Raw genomic sequence first — 16,763 nt, 5'->3', positions numbered from 1 at the left:
ATTATTTTTTCATTTCATTTTTCGAGATAATGATACGGAAAATCCTGACCGTTGTCAATGAGAAATGAGAACCAATCTCATCCCGCTTCGTAACTTTTCTTGCAAGCTGAGTACCCGCCGGCAGTCAGTTTAACGGCATCCCCTGTAAAATCCAGGCAATCTTCTTTTTGCAAAATCACCATGATTTTCCTGGTAAACCCTTCGCTCCAATGCAACTGCGCCAGGATCGCGTCAATTCTTTCTTTCCTCATTTCCTCTGCGCCGGCCTCCTGGTTGCAGAGGTAAAGAAGGAGTGTCATTTTGGCAAATTCTATTTTCCGGCGGCGGCGTCCGAGCAGGGAGCTGGCGAGTCCGCGGCGCGGGGCAAAGACGAACGCCAGCAGGAAGACGATTCCGGTCACCACTGCCATGCAGCCGGCGATGGATACGTCCAGGAAAGCGGCTGCCTGGTAACCGAATACCCCGTTGGCGGCGCCGATCAGTCCGCTGAGCATGAGCATCCGTTTCAAATCGTCGGTCAGCAAATATGCCGTGACCGGCGGGCCGATCATGAACGCCACCACCAGGATAGAGCCGACTGCCTGGAACGCGCCGACCGCGGTAAGCGAAACCAGCGTCATCAGGCCGTAATGCACCAAGGCCGGGGCAAAGCCCAGAACGGCCGCCAGCAGCGGATCAAAGGTCGCCACCTTCAGCTCCTTAAAGAACAGGCTAATCGCCGCCAGGTTGATGAGCAGCAGAGCGCCCGTCATGTAAAGGGCTTTGGCACCGATATCCACTCCCCCCACAATCATCCGGTCAAACGGCGCGAAGGCCAGCTCGCCCAGAAGCACAGAGTCGGTATCCAAGTGTACAGAGCCTGCGTAGCGCGTGATCAGAATAATCGCGATGGAAAACAGCAGCGGGAACACGACGCCAATGGCGGCGTCCTCTGCCAAAAGCCGGGTGCGGCTCAGCATTTCGGTCAGCCAAACGGTGGCGACGCCCATCAAAGCCGCGCCGATGATCAGTAAGGGTGAGGACAGGTCATGTGTCATAAAAAACGCCAGCACGATGCCGAGCAGGATGGTATGGGTAATGGAGTCGGACATCATAGACATCCCGCGCAGCACCAGAAACACACCGGGGAGCGCGCAAGCCGTTGCCACGATCACGGCAATGAGCTGTATTTCAAGGTGTGGGGACATGGAACGCGCCTCCTTCCATCCGCAATAAAAGTTTGTTTTTTCTGTGCCGATACAGTCTGTGCAGGACGCCCCTTCCCGGGGCAAATAAAACGCTGATCACAACGATCGTGCTGACACACACCACAATCGCCGGCCCGGTGGGCAGCTTGGGGGCCAGGGAGCTGGCCGTGGTTCCCGCCACGCCCGACACTGCGCCGAAAACGGCGGCCAGCAGGACCATCTTCCACAGCTTATTGGTCCACTGGCGCGCGGCAACGGCCGGCGCGATCAGCATGGCGCTCATCAGAATAACACCCACCGTTTGCAGCCCGATGATGATGGCCAGGACGATCATAAACGACAGCAGCAGGTTCAGCCTTTGCGGCGAAAAGCCGAGGCTTTGGGCAAAGTCACCGTCAAAGGTAAAGAGCTTGAATTCCTTCCAGAACAGGACGACAAGAGCGAGCAGGACCGTTCCGCAAACCGCCATCAGGATGATATCACCCTGCAGCAGCGTGGATGCCTGGCCGAAGATAAAACGCTTGAGTCCCGCCTGGTTGGCGTTGGGGATCTTTTGCACATAGCTCAGAAGCACCAGGCCCAGCCCGAAAAATACGGACATCACCAGCGCCAGGGCGCTGTCGAACTTGATCCGCGTGTACCGGACAATGCCGACGATTAAAAGTGTGGCCAGGAGTCCGGAGGCCAGGGCGCCCAACAACAGGATTTCCGTGTTTTTGCTGCCCAGCAGGATAAAAGCCAGGACCACTCCGGGCAAGGCGGAATGGGAAACTCCGTCGCCCAGCAAGCTTTGCCTGCGCAGCACAGCAAAGCTTCCCAGCACGCCGCTGATGAGCCCTAACAGGGCCGAGCCCAGCGCGACTGTCTGAAAGGTATAGTCGTTAAGCAGAAAAATCAAGGCTTTCATTTCACACTGTGCTCCTTAACAGCTTACCGGTGCTCCGGTAAGTTTTTTGCACGTTTTCCTCATGAAAAACCTCTTCGACCGGTCCGCTGGCGACCACCCGCAAGTTGATCAGTGTCACCCAATCAAAATAGTTGGCGACGGTCTGCAGGTCGTGGTGGACCACTACGACGGTTTTGCCCTGCTCTTTCAGTTCCTTTAAGAGCAGCACGATGGCTTTTTCCGTCTGGGCATCCACCCCTTTAAACGGTTCGTCCATGAAATAGACCTCCGCCTCCTGCACCAGGGCCCGGGCCAAAAACACCCGCTGCTGCTGCCCGCCGGAAAGCTGGCTGATCTGACGGGAGGCGTATTCCGCCATGCCGACCTTTTGCAGGGTTTGCCGCGCCAGCGCCAAATCCGCCTTACGGGGCCGCCTGATCCAGCCGAGCTTTCCATAGCAGCCCATCAGTACGACGTCCTGCACGGTTGCCGGGAAATCCCAGTCTACGCTGCCGCTTTGAGGAACGTAGCCAATGCGGTTTTTCAGGGAGCGCAGATCGCCGCCGTTGTCATTTCCATTCAAAAAGCGAACAGCTCCGGAAACTGGTCTGAGCAGCCCCAGCATTGCTTTGATCAAGGTGGTCTTGCCTGCGCCGTTGGGCCCGACCACCGCCATCAGCTTTCCCTGGGGAATTTTCAGATCAATGTCCCATAAAACCGGTTTGGCGTCGTAGGCAACCGTGAGGTCTTGCAATTCCACCGCATAATCTTCTCTTTCTCTTTCCACTCTCTCCATCCCTCCGTTTACTGCAAAGCCTCCACGATGGCGTCAATATTGGCCCGGACTGTCAGAATATAGGTCTGCGCTCCTGAATTTTCTCCGCCCAGAGAATCGGAATACAACTCGCCCCCGATGGCGACGTCAAAGCCCTTGGCCCTGACCGCGGCCTGGAGGGCCTGGATGGTTTTGGGCGGCACCGAGGATTCCACAAAGATTGCTTTAATCTTCCGCTCCGCAATAAAATCCGCCAGGGCGCTTACGTCGGCGGTACCGGCCTCGGCGTCCGTACTGATGCCTTGAAGCCCCCGGACTTCAAAGCCATAGGCGTTGCCGAAGTAATTGAAGGCGTCATGCGCCGTGACCAGCACTCGCTGTTCTGCCGGCAGCTCAGCAGCCCGCGCGCGGATATAAGCATCCAGTGCCTCAAGCTCCCGGAGATAGTTTGCCAGGTTGGCTTGGTACGCGGGGGTATTACCGGGATCGGCCTGGGAAAATCCTTCCGCTACGATCCTGGCTGCCTCTTGCCAAAGGGACACATTAAACCAGATATGCGGGTCATACACCGAGCCGCCGCCATCCCACCGGAGAAGCTTTGCTTCGTCCAGTCCCGCCTCCAGGCAGATGACCGCGTGTCCCTGACCGGAGAGGGACTCAAATATCTCGCCCATCTTTCCTTCCAGATGCAGCCCGTTATACACCACTACATCGGCCTGCTGCATCAACGTCACATCACCCGCACCGGCCTGATACAGATGGGGGTCGATTCCTGGTCCCATCAGGCCGCTGACCGCGACATGCTCTCCCCCGATCACACCGGATAAGTCCGCCAGCATGGTTGTCGTCGCCACAACATTCAGCCTGTTTTCCGCCGGACCGGTCTTAGACCCAGGCTGGGCACAGCCCCCCAGTATAAGCAGCAGGGCCAGCATGATTCCAAGTAAGCCTTTTGGTTTCCAATTCATAAGCTACCTCCCTATGTAATGAGTTGTTTCTCGCCTCTCTTTTTGTTAGGGGCGGGAAACAGCGTTTCCTTTAACTAATCTATGACGCATAAGGGAAAGTGTTACATATATAAATGTAAAGATAAAAATTTTTCGCAAAGGGATTGGTTTTATGAAAGAGACTCCAAACCTGGGATTTCGGACCGTTCGCGGCTATCAGCTTGCCAACCGGCGGGAAGACGGGCTGACGCCGGCGCTGGAAGACTACCTTGAGATGGTGTACCGGTTATGCAGCGAGGACGGTTATGCCCGGGTGGGCAAGCTCTCTGAACTGCTGCACGTCAAACCGTCTTCGACATCCAAGATGATTCTTAAGCTTGTTAACCGGGGCTATTTAGAATACGACCCCTATGACAGTATCTGTCTGACAGGCAAGGGCCAGGAAGCGGGGGCCTATCTTCTGGCGCGCCATGACACTACAGAGGAGTTTTTACGGCTTATCGGCAACACCAGCCCGCTGGAGGAAGCGGAACTGATCGAGCATTCCCTCAGCACCTCCACCGTAACGGGAATAAAGACCCTGCTGGCGTTCTTTGCCCGCAATCCGGAAATAAACACCGAATACGAAGCGTTTAAGAAAACGGATCTTCCTGCCTCTCCTTCGGATAGATAAAATTGGTGATCCAAGATGTCGCGTCCATTTGGAGCCAAACCCGACATTTCAGAGCGGACAAAGAGCGATCGGGAGCGTATAATCCAAATATAAGTTAGAACTTTCTAACTATAGAAAGTTCTAACTTATCCGAAACTCAGAAAGGAGGGATGATCGTGCAGAAGTTAAACGAGACAAGGGCCGGAGAAACGGGCAGGATTGTTGCCATCCAAGGCGACGCCCGGTTTTTAAGCCGTATTACTTCCATCGGTTTGATTATCGGCAGCGTGATCGAAGTCATTCAGAATCAAAATCGGCGTCCTCTGCTCGTCTACGCTAGGGATACCATGATCGCCGTCAACCGCAGGGAATGCGAAAAAATTATGCTGGAGGTGATACCACGTGAGCAGTATGACCATTGCCCTGCTGGGACAGCCGAACTCGGGCAAGTCGACGCTGTTTAACGGCCTTACCGGATCACGCCAGCATGTCGGCAACTGGCCAGGCAAAACCGTGGAACAAAAGGAAGGGCATTTTAACCATGCCGGCAGGAAATATACGGTGGTGGACCTGCCCGGCACCTACAGCCTGTCCGCCCATTCCGACGAAGAAATCGTCACCCGGGAATATATCGCCGGCGGCAAGGCAGACCGGGTGTATATCCTGGCTGATGCCTCCCAGCTGGAACGCACCTTGTTTATGCTGGCCGATTATGCGGGCATCAGGACCCCGGCAGTGCTGCTTTTAAACATGATGGATGTAGCCGCAAAGCAGGGCAAAACCATCGACAGCGCGGTCATTTCCAGAAAGCTTGGCATCCCGGTGGTTCCGCTGAGCGCGGTTGATACCAAAAACTACGCCGGCTTCTTTCAAACCCTGGTGGATGGCGGGGAGACCCCTGCTCTCTTAGCTGAAACCAGTCTCTCAAACCTGTATGCCACCGTAATCGGCAATCCCTACCGGCAAGTGCTGGACTTATTGCCGGCCGGCGGCATCGGTGCGTATTCCGCCTCCTGGCTGGCTGTCAAACTGCTGGAGCGGGATGCTTCAGCCCGGCAAATTGTCCAATCCTCCCTGGATGCTGCTGCCATGGCCAAGCTCGACTCCCTGGTGAACAGAGTGGAAAACGGCAGCCTGCTTACCGGCGATTGCAAATTCCGCTGGATCGACGACCTGCTTAAGGGAAGTGTTTCCGCAGCGCCAAGCGACAAACAAAAGCTGGGTCGTTTCGACCGGATCGCCACCAGCAAAACCTGGGGCAAGCCGCTGTCTATCGCAATGATCCTGCTGGGTTTGGTTCTCTCTTTCCTGCCCGCAGCGCCATTTATGGCGTTCGGCTCCATGCTGCCTGGAATCCTAGTGCCGCCTGTTGCCGGCGGTTTGGGAACCCTCGGCGTGCCGCCAATCATCATTTCCCTGCTCGGCGATGCGGTCATCACTGCGATCGGCTTTGTCATTGCCATGGCAGGTTTCGTGTTTGGGATCAGCCTGGTTTTCGGTTTTTTGGAGGAAATAGGCTATATGGCCCGTATCTCCTATGTCTTTGATCACACGATGTCGCGTTTGGGCTTGCATGGGAAAGCCGTGATGCCGTTTTTGGTCAGTTTTGGCTGCACCATCGGCGGAGCGGCCGGAGCCAGGGTCATCGATTCCTGGGGGCAAAGGGTGCTCGCCATTTCCCTGGCCTGGGTAGTTCCCTGCGCCGGTACATGGGGCGTTGTCGGTTTGATGAGCGGGACGTTTTTCGGCGTCTGGGCTCCGCTGGTGGTGGTCTCCTTGTTCCTGACCGCCCTGCTGCATATGGGGATCACTTCCAGAATATTCGGCAGATCCCTATTACAAGAATCGGACCGGAGCGGCCTCATTATGGAACTCCCGCCCTATCATAAGCCAAGGTGGAAAAACCTGTTCCGCTTTGTTCTCAACCGCATGGGCGATGTCCTGGTCCGCGCTTTGAAGATTGTCATTCTTGTTGCAGTCTTATTCTGGCTTCTCTCCTATACGCCGGACGGGGATGTTTCGGGCAGCATTATTTATGCCGTCGGAACCTTTATCGAACCGGTTACGGCTCTTTTCGGCCTTAAATGGCAGCTGTTCATGGCCTTCCTGGCTTCGGCCATGGGCAAAGAAGCGGCGCTCGGTGTCCTCAGCACCTTGTTCGCCACCGGCAGCGGTGTATTCAGCTCTGCGATCGGACAGGGCGCGGTCGCCCCCAATCTCAGCAGCGTGCTCCTGTCCAGCATTTCAAAAGCCGAAGCCCTGGCCTTTATCTTTGCCTTTACCTTCAATATCCCCTGCCTGATGGCTCTGGCCGCCACCTACCAGGAAACCCACTCCCTGAAGTGGACGCTGCGCATCGCTGGTTACTATCTTGGTATGGCGCTGCTCATGGCCTTTCTGGCTTATCATGTGGGACTGCTGATCTTCTAAGGGTATTGAAAAGCAAGTGCGGCCGGGCGAAAATAATGACGGTGCTCAAATACTGACGATAAGGAGGCTCCGGTTTGATGGCGGATAATATCTCCCGGGAACAGCTCCCATGGAACAAAATGGGAAATGTCATCAAGCAAGAAGACGAAGGCTATCATACGGTCTATCAGATGAGGTGCCCGGACGGCTATGGAATCAGGAGCGTTTACCGGGTATTCACCGGATTGGATCTGGTCTACGACGAATTTAACACCACAGATTTTTCCGGTATCATCGAGGCCCATTCCCGGGGGAAAACCTTCGGGAAGATGATGGAAATCAGCTACTGTCGTGAGGGCCGGCTGGAATGCGCCTTTCAGAACGGGCTTTATGTATACATGGGACAAGGCGACTTTTTTGCGGGCCTGCTCAATGCCTACCCCGGTGTCAGAGCCTTTCCCATGGAAAATTACCAGGGTATTTCGCTTTATGTAGATCCGGACCTGTTTACGCAGAAGATGCCCCCCTTGCTTCAAGAGACATCCATTAATATTTACCAGATCCAAAACCGGCTGCTTCCTGATCCTATCTGCATCAGGCGGGCCGAAGAGCGGGTGGCGCGCGTCTTCTTGGACTTGTACCAGGCACCCGAACCCGTACGGAAGGCTTATCTGGAGCTAAAGGTCATGGAGCTGCTCCTGCTTTTTGGGGCGAGGGACAACGTTCAGGAAAACGAAGCGCAAAAGTACTACCCCCGGCGGCAGGTTGAACTCATTAAGCGTATCCAAAAACAAATCACCGGCGATCTTAGACAGCGCCACACGATTGAAGAACTATCGCAAGAACACGGCATCAGCCGGACCGCTTTAAAAGTGTGCTTCAAAGGAGTCTATGGGACATCCGTCGCGGCCTATATGAAGAACTACAGGATAAAATGCGCGGCCGTTATGCTGAGACGGACAAACGGCAGCGTTTCTGAGATTGCTTTCCGGGTCGGCTATGAGAACCAAAGCAAATTTGCGGCCGCCTTTAAAGAAATTACGGGCCGGAGTCCTCTTGAATACCGCAAAATGATCTGATCTCCGCAAATATTTATGCTATGCTTTATTTACAAAAAATACATTTTGGTGAACTTCGTCTGCCCTGTTTATGAAAAAGTCCCCTATTGCGAAGGATGTGAAGAAATGCTAAAATTTAGTTAGAAAACTCTAACTTTATTCCCTGAAGGTTTTTTATCCGGCAAGCAAAAGGAAAAACCATTGAAAGACACAGTAATCTATCCAATCAGAGACTGCATAAAATTACATAAAAAATATTGACATTTTTGAAAATATATTCTATGATTATAATCATTATTAATTAAAAACCATTATAAAAATAGTCTCCGGCATTTTTGCCGGTCACAATAAAATTATTTTTATTAAGGGAGGAAACGGAATGTCACTTATTGGAAAGGAAATCAACGATTTCAAAGTACAGGCCTTCGTAGAGGGAGATTTCCGGGAGGTCACCAAGGCAGATCTTCTGGGCAAATGGTCGGTTTTCGTCTTTTATCCGGCCGACTTTACCTTTGTATGCCCGACTGAACTGGGCGATCTGGCCGATCAGTACGAGCAGTTTCAGAAAATTGGCGCTGAGGTCTATTCGGTGTCCACCGACACTCATTTTGTACACAAGGCCTGGCATGACACTTCCGACACCATCAAAAAAATCCGCTATCCCATGCTGGCCGATCCCACTGCGAAGCTGGCGAAGGACTTTGAGGTCTATATCGAGGATGAAGGCCTGGCCCTGCGCGGCAGCTTTGTGATCAACCCCGAAGCCAAAATCGTGTCTTATGAGGTCAACGCCAACAATATCGGGCGCGAGGCGTCCGAGCTGCTGCGCAAGGTGCAGGCGGCACAGTTTGTCGCCGAGCACGGTGATCAGGTTTGCCCGGCCAAGTGGCGGCCCGGGGCGGAAACGCTCAGGCCCAGCCTGGATCTGGTCGGAAAGCTGTAAGGCGTATGAAAGAACTGTACGATCTGGTGATCATCGGTTCCGGCAGCGCGGGAATGGCAGCCGGCATCTACGCCGGGCGGGCCAGGCTCAAAACCCTCGTCATTGACCGGGACCGGAGCGGGGGGCAGATTAAGATCACCTCCGAAGTAGAGAATTATCCGGGCATCCTGCATATTTCCGGGGAGGAGCTCAGTCAGACCATGCGCCGGCAGGCGGAAAAGTTCGGAGTGAAGTTTCTGCAGGCGGTGGTCGAGGCGGTGGATTTTACACAGGATATCAAGAAAATCCGGACCATCGAGGGAGAGTATGAAGCACTGGCCGTGATCGTCGCGACCGGATCTGTTCCCAGAAAGCTGGGCTTTGCGGGAGAGGAGGAATTCAAAGGGCGCGGTATCGGCTACTGCGCCACCTGCGACGGCGAATTCTTCACCGGTTTGGACGTTTTTGTGATCGGAGCGGGCTTTGCCGCGGCAGAGGAGGCGATTTTCCTGACCCGCTATGCCGGGAAAGTGACCATTATCGCCCGCGGCGACTCCTTCACCTGCCCCAAAACCATTTCCGACCGGGTGCTGGCCCACCCCAAAATCGAAGTGAAATTTCACACCGAGCTTCTGGAGGTCGGCGGTGACACGGTCCTGCGATACGCTGAGTTCGCCGACAACCGGACCGGCGAAAAGTGGCGGTACGATGTGTCCGGGAGCGAACGGACTTTCGGTGTGTTCGTATTTGTCGGCTACATCCCGCAGAGCGCCGAATACGCCCAGCAGCTCCGGCTCGACGAGCGGGGCTATATTCTGACCGACGAAAACATGCGTACCAATGTGGACGGCATATATGCGGCGGGCGACATTCGTCCCAAGGAGCTTCGCCAGCTCGTCACCGCCGTCTCAGACGGCGCGGTCGCGGCGACCCATGCCGAAAAATATATTGCGCAGAAAAAAGAACGGCTTGGCCTGGCCGAGCCAGAGAACTTCCCCGCCGCACAGCCCGGCGTCTCTTTTTTCGACGACGCCCTCAAGGAGCAGTTGATTCCCATCCTGGAACGATTGGAAAACCGGATCGGACTGCTGGCTTTTCTGGACGAAAGCAGTGATTTCAGCGGGGAGCTGCGGACATTCCTGTCTGAGTTCTCCGCGCTGACGGACAAGGTGCGGGTCGAGTTCCTGACCAAAGGAGAAAACCCGGCAAAAGAAAAAGAAGTAAACGTCACCCTCTTCCCCTCCGTCGCCGTTCTGGGACCGGACGGGACGTACGCCGGCGTGCAGTTTCACGGAATACCCGGCGGACACGAAATCAATTCCTTCATCCTTGCCTTGTATAACGCTGCCGGCCCCGGACAGGCGGTCGGCGAAGATACCCTGAAGAAAATCCTGGCGGTGAAAGAGAAGGTCAACCTCAAGATCGGGGTGTCCCTTTCCTGCACGCTCTGCCCGGATGTCGTGTCCCTGTCCCAGCTGATGGCGCTGAAAAATCCGCTGATTGAGGCGGAAATGATCGATGTGGCGCGTTTCCCCGGTTTTAAAAACAAATATTCCATCATGAGTGTGCCGGCCATTGTCGTAAACGATGATCAGCTCTCTTTCGGCAAGAAAAGCCTGGATGAGCTGCTGGGACTGGCCGGAGCCTGACGGACAACACAAATACACCCGGTTTGATCAAGCCGGGTGTATTTGTGTTGCCGCGGGAGAACTTTGTCTGCCGCCAACACTTCTCCCTTTATTTTTTATCTATAGAATGGATATAATATCATTATTAAGCAAAAAAATGTGTGCTGGCCACAAGGAGGGAAGGAATTGGGAAAACTGACATTTACCATGGAAAACTACCTGGAAGCGGTATACGAACTTTCAGACGAAGGAGCCGGCGTGAGGGTGTCCGATATCGCCGAGCGTTTGGGCGTGACCAAAGCCAGTACCAACAGCGCCATGTCCACACTCTCCACCAAAGGACTCATCACCAATGAAAAATACGGGGAAATCTTCCTGACCCCCGCTGGAAAAGAACTGGCCATGCTTACTTCCAACAAGCATCGTACCATTCAGCAGTTCTTTACGGAAATTCTGAAATTGGATGTGAATACAGCCGATATGGACGCCTGCGCCATCGAACATGTGATCAGCAACGAGTCCATTCAAGCCATGCAGGAATTTATGCGCACCTATAAAAAATAGAGGACCCTAGGACACTCTGACTTTCCCGGTGCCGGCCTGATCGGTTTCGGGGTATATGGCCAGGTCGGCCAGGCTTTCCGGCATATGGACCAAACCGACGCTGGCTTGCACCTTGAGCGGCAGCACCCCAAAATCCAGGCTTTTTTCCTGGTCATAGCGCCAGTGCATATCCATAACCGGGAAGGAATAGCTCCCCTCTTCTCCCCAGGCTTCTACATACTTTTCCCCGTTCCAATAGGACAGCCTGGCCAGCCTCCCCTTTAGGGTGTGGCCCGGCAGGCTTTTATGGGTTATCGGCAGCGCGCTCAGGCTGATCAGGCCGTACCCGCCGATTACCACCAGCTTGGCCGGATGCCTTAATCCCTTGTCTCCCATGGAAAGCCGGCTGTCGTTTTTTTTCAGGAGCTGAAAGGGCATCGCGTAAACCCCGTCTGCCATGATTCCCTGAAAATTGCTTAAATAAGCACTTCCCACCAATTCACCCAGTCTGGCCCGCGCGGCATCTGTTTCTATTTTCCGGATTAAACCGGCCACGAATTTCTCCGACGTTTCAAACATCATCACCAAGGCGTCATTGTCGGCTTCCGCCGGTGCAAGCCCCAATTCCCCGGTCAGATAGGATGTGATCACGGACTGCTTGGTCCGGATTTCTTCCGCTGCCGCCCTGCCCTGCGCCGTCAGGATCAGCCCCCGTTCTTTTTTCACCAGCCCCCTTTCCTCGAGTCCGTTCAGCATGTTTGTCACACTGGGCTTTTTCACTCCCAGTTCCTGCGCGATTTTGGTCACTGTACGTTCCCTGCCCGGCATCTGGTCCATCGCCAGCAGATAACGCGCCTGCCCCAAGGTTATCATATTTTTTCCACTCCTTCCCGTTCGCCGTTTTTCACTGTCAGCACAAACTTGGACTGCTCTGTTTCCAGAATATCCAGCCGCACCTGAAAGATCTCATATAACGTATCGCTGTTGATCACCTTGGCGGTATTCCCCGCCGCGATAATCTTCCCGCCCTGCATGCCGATGATCTCGTCGCTGTAGTGCGCCGCCTGGTTGATGTCATGCACCACCATGACAATGGTCATGCCCAGTTCCCGGTTGAGTCTCCGGATCAGCTCCAGCATCTCAATCTGATAGCGGATATCCAGATAGGTGGTCGGCTCATCCAGGAGCAGGAAGCCTGTTTTCTGCGCTAGGGCCATGGCCAGCCAGACCCGCTGGCGCTGCCCGCCCGACAGGGAGGAAATGGGCTGATCCCTGTAGGCATACACCTGAGTCATCTCCATGGCCCATTCGATCATCTCCTGATCCTCCCGGCTGCGCTGTTTGTAAAAAGTGGTATAAGGCGTCCTGCCGTAAGCCACCAGAACCTTGACCGGTACATCCGGCGGGGCAACGTTGTCCTGATGCACAATCGCCACCTGCCTGGCAAACTCCTTTACCGGAATGTCCCGGATATCTTTTCCGTTCAGGCGGATACTTCCGCCGGCCGGCCGGAGATTTTTGGTCATCAATTGAAACAGGGTGGTTTTGCCGCAGCCGTTGGGACCCAGGATGGCCGTCACCCGGCCTTTTTCTATGCGGGCGGAAACGGCGTTCAACACCGCCTGTTTCCCGTAAGCAAAGGATAATTGATTAATTTCCATGATAGTTTCCACTCCTTAGCAGCAAGAAGATGAAGAAGGGCCCCCCCACGACCATCATGACAATCGAGGCCGGTATCTCATAGGGATAAAGAAGCGTGCGCCCGATGGTATCGGCCAGCAGGACGATAAAACCGCCCATCAGGATAGAAAAGGGGATCAGGGCCCGGTGATCCGAACCGACGAATAAGCGCGCCAGATGGGGGCCAATCAGCCCCACAAAACCGAGCACACCGGTCACGGCGGTGGTTATGCTGGCCAGCAGAACGGCGACCAGAGATACGCCTAGTCTGAGCCGCCCGATATTTACACCCAGATTGCGCACTGTCTTGTCTTCCAGCAAAAGCAGGTTGCACTGCCGGGGGACGAAAAGGGACGCCAGCAGGCCGAACACGACATAGGCGCTGAGAAGCGTCACATCCTCCCAGGTTTTCATGGTGATATTGGCATTGACGATGGCCGCCGCCGTCGTCTGGCTGCCGGCGCTTAAGTACTCCAGAGACTGGATCAGTCCGCTGAAGACCGCATTGACCGCCACCCCCACCAGGATCAGGCGAAGCGGATTCAAATCCGACCGCCAGGCCAGGCTGTAAATCAGGAAAAAAGAGGCTAATCCCCCTGCAAAGGCAAAAACCGGCCCCAGAAAAAACAGGGAAGGAAAAAACATCGTGATGATCAGGGCGGTGAAGCCGGCCCCGGAGGAGATGCCGATAATGCCGGGATCAGCCAGGGGATTTTTCATCACGGCCTGAAACAACGCTCCCGAAACCGCCATGGCGGCCCCGGCCAGCATGGCGATGATGATCCGCGGAAACCGGAGATCCCAAACAATCGTCACCTTTTCATCGTATTCCAGAAAAATCCCTCTGAACAGTTCTGCCGGTGAAAGCCGGATGCTTCCCGTGTTCACGGAAAGAAAGAAGAGCCCCAGAAGCAGTACGCCCAGTACCAGAAAACTGATATTTTTTTTCTTATCCATGACCGTCAGTTCCCATAAAGCATAGTTTGAAGCGCCTGCAGAGCTTCCTGGTAATCCAAGCTGGCGCTCATGCCGAAAAGATTATAGTCCAGGTCATAGACCTTGCCGTTTTGGACCGCCCGGAAATGCTGCCAGATGTCGTTTGTCCTGAATTCTTTGGCGAAGCTTTCCTTCACTTCCTCCGGCAGCCCGTGAGCGGCCCTCAGAATGATATCCGGATTTGTCTGGGCTATGGCTTCCGTGTTCAGGTTCAAAAAGGCCTGGTCTCCCGCGAAAACATTTTCTCCGCCGGCCAGTTTCACCAAATCCCCTACATAGGATTTTTCCGTAGCCACCATATAAGCGCCCGGAAGGCCCATCAGGAGCAGGACTCTCGGCTTGGTTTTGCCGGCGATCCGGCTGTTGTACCCGGCCATAAACGTTTCATATTCCTGCTTGACTTGCGAGGCCTCCGCCACCCGGTCGTATTTTCCGCCCAGCTGCTCAATGCTTTTGAGCATCCCTTCCAGACTCATGAGATTGATGAAGGTGCACGCCACCCCAATGCTTTCATATTTGGGCTTTAAATCGTACTGCAGGGAGTTGGGGCTGATGACATCCGTGGGCTTCAGGGAACTGAGAATCTCCAGATCGGGCGTCATGGGCATCCCTACCTTGGTGACCTCCCGGTAGCGTTCAGGCAAGGTGTAGGCACTGGTGGGAATCCCGACCAGATCCAGATCCAGACGGTCCGTAATTTCACAAACCGATACTGAGGTTGAAACGATGCGCGCGCCGCCTTCCGCTTTCGCCTTAGAGGCCCCCGACACGGCGCACCCTGCTGTTAAGCTCGCCGCCAGAATCAGGCTCAGGATAACCGTTATGATTTGATCTCTCTTTAGATTGATTTTTGTCTTGATCTTCATATCCATCTTCGTCTTCATTTTGTCCCTACTTTCTCCACACGCTGGAAATTACAGCCGCTTTTTCTTCCGGACCCAAAAACCCCCGCCCGCCAGACAAAGGATGATCACAGCCGTCCCGGCAGCGGCGGTGCCGCTCCCCAGCAGACTGCTTTCCTTCGGATTGTCTCCTGCCGCGTTGTCTTCCGCCCCGGTTTCCTTTCCGGCAGGAAATTCCGCAATCCCGGTCACTTCTTCCGTTTTCTGGCCCGGAGCCCCCTGACCGGTTACGGAAGCCTGCTCGTTTCCGCCCGCCGGAGCAGCTGCCGGGACCTCATTTCCGGCTGCCGTTGTTCCTCCGTTAGCCGGTGTTTCTCCACCCACCGGTTTTGCCGGCAAAGTCTTCGGGTTCCCGCCGGTGTTGGAGGCCGGTTCCGGGGACTCTCCAGCCTTGCTGTTGTTAAAGGCCGCGAAAGAACCGTCATCCTTTCGGGCCGTGTCCTGGTTAATCCGCATAAAAAACGTCACATCACGGTTCATGGGAGCCACGAAAAATGACGGCCTGATCAAGGCATCGGCTGCCGGCAGCTCCAGCCGGAAATCTCTGGTGTTCTCCTCTTTATTCTCCCCCGTCACCGTATAGCTGACGTTCCGGTAGGACTCACCGTCCCCTTTGACCTGCTGGACCTGGAAGGCAATGTTACTGATAAACGATATCAATTTGAGGCGAATGGTCAGATAATGGCGGCCATCCTTTAACTCGTAAAAGCTGTCGGCATACACCGAATTCCGGCACATCCCCTCCCCGATGGAGGTATCCCCTCCGTCATCCGCCACCCCGGTATCGGGATTGATATAGTATGTGGTATTGGCAACAGCATAGCCCCCTGCCGCCAAAGCGAAAGCACAGGTGGCCATACTGCCTGACATCAAGATCAGCAGCGCAACCATACTGCACAATAATTTTCGTGTGTTCATTTTTCCCCCGCCCCTTTGATTTCTTTTATATTTCCAGGTTCTTTAACATGGTGTCACAGATATTGTTGCCCCAGTAAATTCCCTTTGGCGTCAGACGGCAGCCATCCTCCGTTTCTGTGGCATATCCTTCTGCCAAAAGCCGCTCCGTAAGCCTCTGGCCCCGCCCGCCCAACAGATCCGCATACTCATGGCGGGGAATCCTGCCCCGCTGCATCGCGCCGATCAGCCTGGCAACCGTTCGATATTGATTCTTTGTCACCACACCCACTCGTTTCCTGTCGGACCCGCTCTCCACATAATTTTGATAGTTTTCCAGGGAAATGGGATTCATATAGATCATATCCCCCAAGGTTCCCCCCGCCCCCGCTCCCAGGGCCAAGGTGTCCGCCCCGTCATGCCTCGCCGTAATATAGCGATAGCGATCATGCCGGCTCAGCTTGGTCAGTTCTAGAATAGCAAATCCCTGGTCTATGGATCTGGCATATAAGCGGTCAAATAAGGCCCTGTCCGTGTCGTTTTCGCTTGGGGAGCTGATTTGCAGGGCGGAATCCGGATGCATAATCAGAGAGTAAAAGGAAAAGCTGGCCAAACCGAGAGAAAATACTTTGTTTAAATCCTCATCCAGTTCTTCTCTTGTCTGGTGGGGATAGTGATAAATGATGTCGATATTCACATTTTCAAACCCCAGAGACTTCAGGAGCAGAAGCTTTTGATAGGCTTCTTTCCCGCTCCCATTCCTCCCCAGCAGCTGCCGGCCCCGGTCGTTAAAGGTCTGGATGCCGACACTGATCCTGTTCACGCCCCCTTCATGCAAAACGTTGATTTTCTCCTCCGTCAGTTCGGAAACGGTAGACTCCAGGGTGATTTCCGCGTCGTCCGCCAAACGGAAGCTCTCCCTCAGAGCAGCCAGAATCTCCTGAATCGCCCGGCTGCTCAAGGTAGTGGGGGTTCCCCCGCCGAAATACACCGCTTGAAAGGTCAACTGCCGGATATAATCCAACTCTCCATAACTCCTGATCTCCCGGATGATCAGCCGGGCATAATCATCCCCGGGGGACCCAAGCCTTCTCATCATATTGCAAAAACTGCAAATTTTACGGCAGTAAGGGATATGGATATAGATCACTGCCTCCCGGGAAACCCCGGGAATACTTTTGATATATTCGTTTACATCCATCCTGCTGATGGTGAAGTCTTTCTTGATGTTATGCAATTCATGGTGGCTCTTCAATCTTTGCGCAAACATTTATCTCTCCCCCG

At 54.4% G+C, this 16,763-nt stretch carries 17 protein-coding genes; 7 read left to right on the top strand and 10 right to left on the bottom strand.

Annotated elements, in window-relative coordinates:
• Nucleotides 1–77: 77 nt before the first annotated feature.
• The 4 genes from SGLY_RS07495 to SGLY_RS07480 are packed head-to-tail and all read right to left on the bottom strand — an operon-like array spanning nt 78 to nt 3,816.
• Nucleotides 78–1,187: a metal ABC transporter permease gene (locus SGLY_RS07495; protein ID WP_013624671.1), complete on the bottom strand. Its 1,110-nt coding sequence runs from the start codon at nt 1,185–1,187 to the stop codon at nt 78–80.
• The gene (locus tag SGLY_RS07490) at nt 1,171–2,094 is read right to left on the bottom strand and encodes a metal ABC transporter permease (protein WP_013624670.1); all 924 of its coding nucleotides are present in this window, start codon (nt 2,092–2,094) and stop codon (nt 1,171–1,173) included. Before SGLY_RS07490 ends, SGLY_RS07495 begins: the two co-directional genes overlap by 17 nt.
• Nucleotide 2,095: 1 nt before the next feature.
• Nucleotides 2,096–2,869, bottom strand: coding sequence for a metal ABC transporter ATP-binding protein (locus tag SGLY_RS07485; RefSeq protein WP_169312019.1), 774 nt, complete (start codon nt 2,867–2,869; stop codon nt 2,096–2,098).
• A gap of 8 nt (nt 2,870–2,877) precedes the next feature.
• The gene (locus SGLY_RS07480) at nt 2,878–3,816 is read right to left on the bottom strand and encodes a metal ABC transporter solute-binding protein, Zn/Mn family (RefSeq protein ID WP_013624668.1); all 939 of its coding nucleotides are present in this window, start codon (nt 3,814–3,816) and stop codon (nt 2,878–2,880) included.
• Nucleotides 3,817–3,967: 151 nt separating this feature from the next.
• Between SGLY_RS07480 and SGLY_RS07475 the strand changes: the two genes are divergently transcribed.
• The 7 genes from SGLY_RS07475 to SGLY_RS07445 all read left to right on the top strand — a co-directional run bounded on the left by SGLY_RS07475 (nt 3,968) and on the right by SGLY_RS07445 (nt 11,028).
• Entirely contained in the window at nt 3,968–4,468 is a 501-nt protein-coding gene (locus SGLY_RS07475) for a metal-dependent transcriptional regulator (protein WP_013624667.1), read from the top strand.
• Nucleotides 4,469–4,617: 149 nt separating this feature from the next.
• Nucleotides 4,618–4,911 (top strand): FeoA family protein, encoded by a 294-nt coding sequence (locus SGLY_RS07470; RefSeq protein WP_013624666.1) that lies wholly within the window; start codon nt 4,618–4,620, stop codon nt 4,909–4,911.
• Entirely contained in the window at nt 4,859–6,877 is a 2,019-nt protein-coding gene (gene feoB, locus SGLY_RS07465; RefSeq protein WP_041444737.1) for a ferrous iron transport protein B, read from the top strand. Before SGLY_RS07470 ends, feoB begins: the two co-directional genes overlap by 53 nt.
• A 77-nt stretch (nt 6,878–6,954) precedes the next feature.
• Nucleotides 6,955–7,935: a helix-turn-helix domain-containing protein gene (locus SGLY_RS07460; protein ID WP_013624664.1), complete on the top strand. Its 981-nt coding sequence runs from the start codon at nt 6,955–6,957 to the stop codon at nt 7,933–7,935.
• Nucleotides 7,936–8,293: 358 nt separating this feature from the next.
• Nucleotides 8,294–8,857 carry an alkyl hydroperoxide reductase subunit C gene (gene ahpC / locus SGLY_RS07455; protein WP_013624663.1) on the top strand — a complete coding sequence of 188 codons (564 nt, stop codon included), beginning with the start codon at nt 8,294–8,296 and terminating at the stop codon, nt 8,855–8,857.
• Between the two features lie 5 nt (nt 8,858–8,862).
• Nucleotides 8,863–10,485: an FAD-dependent oxidoreductase gene (locus tag SGLY_RS07450; protein ID WP_013624662.1), complete on the top strand. Its 1,623-nt coding sequence runs from the start codon at nt 8,863–8,865 to the stop codon at nt 10,483–10,485.
• Nucleotides 10,486–10,650: 165 nt separating this feature from the next.
• The gene (locus tag SGLY_RS07445) at nt 10,651–11,028 is read left to right on the top strand and encodes a metal-dependent transcriptional regulator (protein ID WP_013624661.1); all 378 of its coding nucleotides are present in this window, start codon (nt 10,651–10,653) and stop codon (nt 11,026–11,028) included.
• A 6-nt stretch (nt 11,029–11,034) separates the two neighbouring features.
• Here SGLY_RS07445 and SGLY_RS17105 read toward each other — a convergent pair whose 3' ends face one another.
• The 6 genes from SGLY_RS17105 to SGLY_RS07415 are packed head-to-tail and all read right to left on the bottom strand — an operon-like array spanning nt 11,035 to nt 16,749.
• Nucleotides 11,035–11,880, bottom strand: coding sequence for a MarR family transcriptional regulator (locus tag SGLY_RS17105; protein ID WP_013624660.1), 846 nt, complete (start codon nt 11,878–11,880; stop codon nt 11,035–11,037).
• Complete coding sequence (locus SGLY_RS07435) at nt 11,877–12,668, bottom strand: ABC transporter ATP-binding protein (protein WP_013624659.1); 792 nt, start codon at nt 12,666–12,668, stop codon at nt 11,877–11,879. The genes SGLY_RS17105 and SGLY_RS07435 overlap by 4 nt, the downstream gene beginning before the upstream one ends.
• Nucleotides 12,658–13,644, bottom strand: a complete 987-nt coding sequence (locus SGLY_RS07430) for a FecCD family ABC transporter permease (RefSeq protein WP_013624658.1) — start codon at nt 13,642–13,644, stop codon at nt 12,658–12,660. Before SGLY_RS07430 ends, SGLY_RS07435 begins: the two co-directional genes overlap by 11 nt.
• A gap of 5 nt (nt 13,645–13,649) precedes the next feature.
• Entirely contained in the window at nt 13,650–14,567 is a 918-nt protein-coding gene (isdE, locus tag SGLY_RS07425) for a heme ABC transporter substrate-binding protein IsdE (RefSeq protein ID WP_013624657.1), read from the bottom strand.
• 30 nt (nt 14,568–14,597) lie between these two features.
• Nucleotides 14,598–15,503, bottom strand: a complete 906-nt coding sequence (locus tag SGLY_RS17100) for a heme-binding Shp domain-containing protein (RefSeq protein WP_013624656.1) — start codon at nt 15,501–15,503, stop codon at nt 14,598–14,600.
• 25 nt (nt 15,504–15,528) lie between these two features.
• The gene (locus SGLY_RS07415) at nt 15,529–16,749 is read right to left on the bottom strand and encodes a coproporphyrinogen-III oxidase family protein (RefSeq protein ID WP_013624655.1); all 1,221 of its coding nucleotides are present in this window, start codon (nt 16,747–16,749) and stop codon (nt 15,529–15,531) included.
• Between the last annotated feature and the right edge of the window lie 14 nt (nt 16,750–16,763).

It is taken from the genome of Syntrophobotulus glycolicus DSM 8271, from assembly GCF_000190635.1.
Taxonomy (GTDB): Bacteria; Bacillota; Desulfitobacteriia; order Desulfitobacteriales; family Syntrophobotulaceae; genus Syntrophobotulus; species Syntrophobotulus glycolicus.
Note: the sequence above shows the minus strand (reverse complement) of the source record. Positions and strands in the feature narration are given on the sequence as shown.

What these genes read in the sequence shown, in the direction of transcription:
- SGLY_RS07495 (WP_013624671.1), bottom strand. Translation starts at nt 1,187, where the DNA reads ATGTCCCCACACCTTGAAATACAGCTCATTGCCGTGATCGTGGCAACG.
- SGLY_RS07490 (WP_013624670.1), bottom strand. Translation starts at nt 2,094, where the DNA reads ATGAAAGCCTTGATTTTTCTGCTTAACGACTATACCTTTCAGACAGTC.
- SGLY_RS07485 (WP_169312019.1), bottom strand. Translation starts at nt 2,869, where the DNA reads ATGGAGAGAGTGGAAAGAGAAAGAGAAGATTATGCGGTGGAATTGCAA.
- SGLY_RS07480 (WP_013624668.1), bottom strand. Translation starts at nt 3,816, where the DNA reads ATGAATTGGAAACCAAAAGGCTTACTTGGAATCATGCTGGCCCTGCTG.
- SGLY_RS07475 (WP_013624667.1), top strand. Translation starts at nt 3,968, where the DNA reads ATGAAAGAGACTCCAAACCTGGGATTTCGGACCGTTCGCGGCTATCAG.
- SGLY_RS07470 (WP_013624666.1), top strand. Translation starts at nt 4,618, where the DNA reads ATGATCGTGCAGAAGTTAAACGAGACAAGGGCCGGAGAAACGGGCAGG.
- feoB (WP_041444737.1), top strand. Translation starts at nt 4,859, where the DNA reads ATGACCATTGCCCTGCTGGGACAGCCGAACTCGGGCAAGTCGACGCTG.
- SGLY_RS07460 (WP_013624664.1), top strand. Translation starts at nt 6,955, where the DNA reads ATGGCGGATAATATCTCCCGGGAACAGCTCCCATGGAACAAAATGGGA.
- ahpC (WP_013624663.1), top strand. Translation starts at nt 8,294, where the DNA reads ATGTCACTTATTGGAAAGGAAATCAACGATTTCAAAGTACAGGCCTTC.
- SGLY_RS07450 (WP_013624662.1), top strand. Translation starts at nt 8,863, where the DNA reads ATGAAAGAACTGTACGATCTGGTGATCATCGGTTCCGGCAGCGCGGGA.
- SGLY_RS17105 (WP_013624660.1), bottom strand. Translation starts at nt 11,880, where the DNA reads ATGATAACCTTGGGGCAGGCGCGTTATCTGCTGGCGATGGACCAGATG.
- SGLY_RS07435 (WP_013624659.1), bottom strand. Translation starts at nt 12,668, where the DNA reads ATGGAAATTAATCAATTATCCTTTGCTTACGGGAAACAGGCGGTGTTG.
- SGLY_RS07430 (WP_013624658.1), bottom strand. Translation starts at nt 13,644, where the DNA reads ATGGATAAGAAAAAAAATATCAGTTTTCTGGTACTGGGCGTACTGCTT.
- isdE (WP_013624657.1), bottom strand. Translation starts at nt 14,567, where the DNA reads ATGAAGACGAAGATGGATATGAAGATCAAGACAAAAATCAATCTAAAG.
- SGLY_RS17100 (WP_013624656.1), bottom strand. Translation starts at nt 15,503, where the DNA reads ATGAACACACGAAAATTATTGTGCAGTATGGTTGCGCTGCTGATCTTG.
- SGLY_RS07415 (WP_013624655.1), bottom strand. Translation starts at nt 16,749, where the DNA reads ATGTTTGCGCAAAGATTGAAGAGCCACCATGAATTGCATAACATCAAG.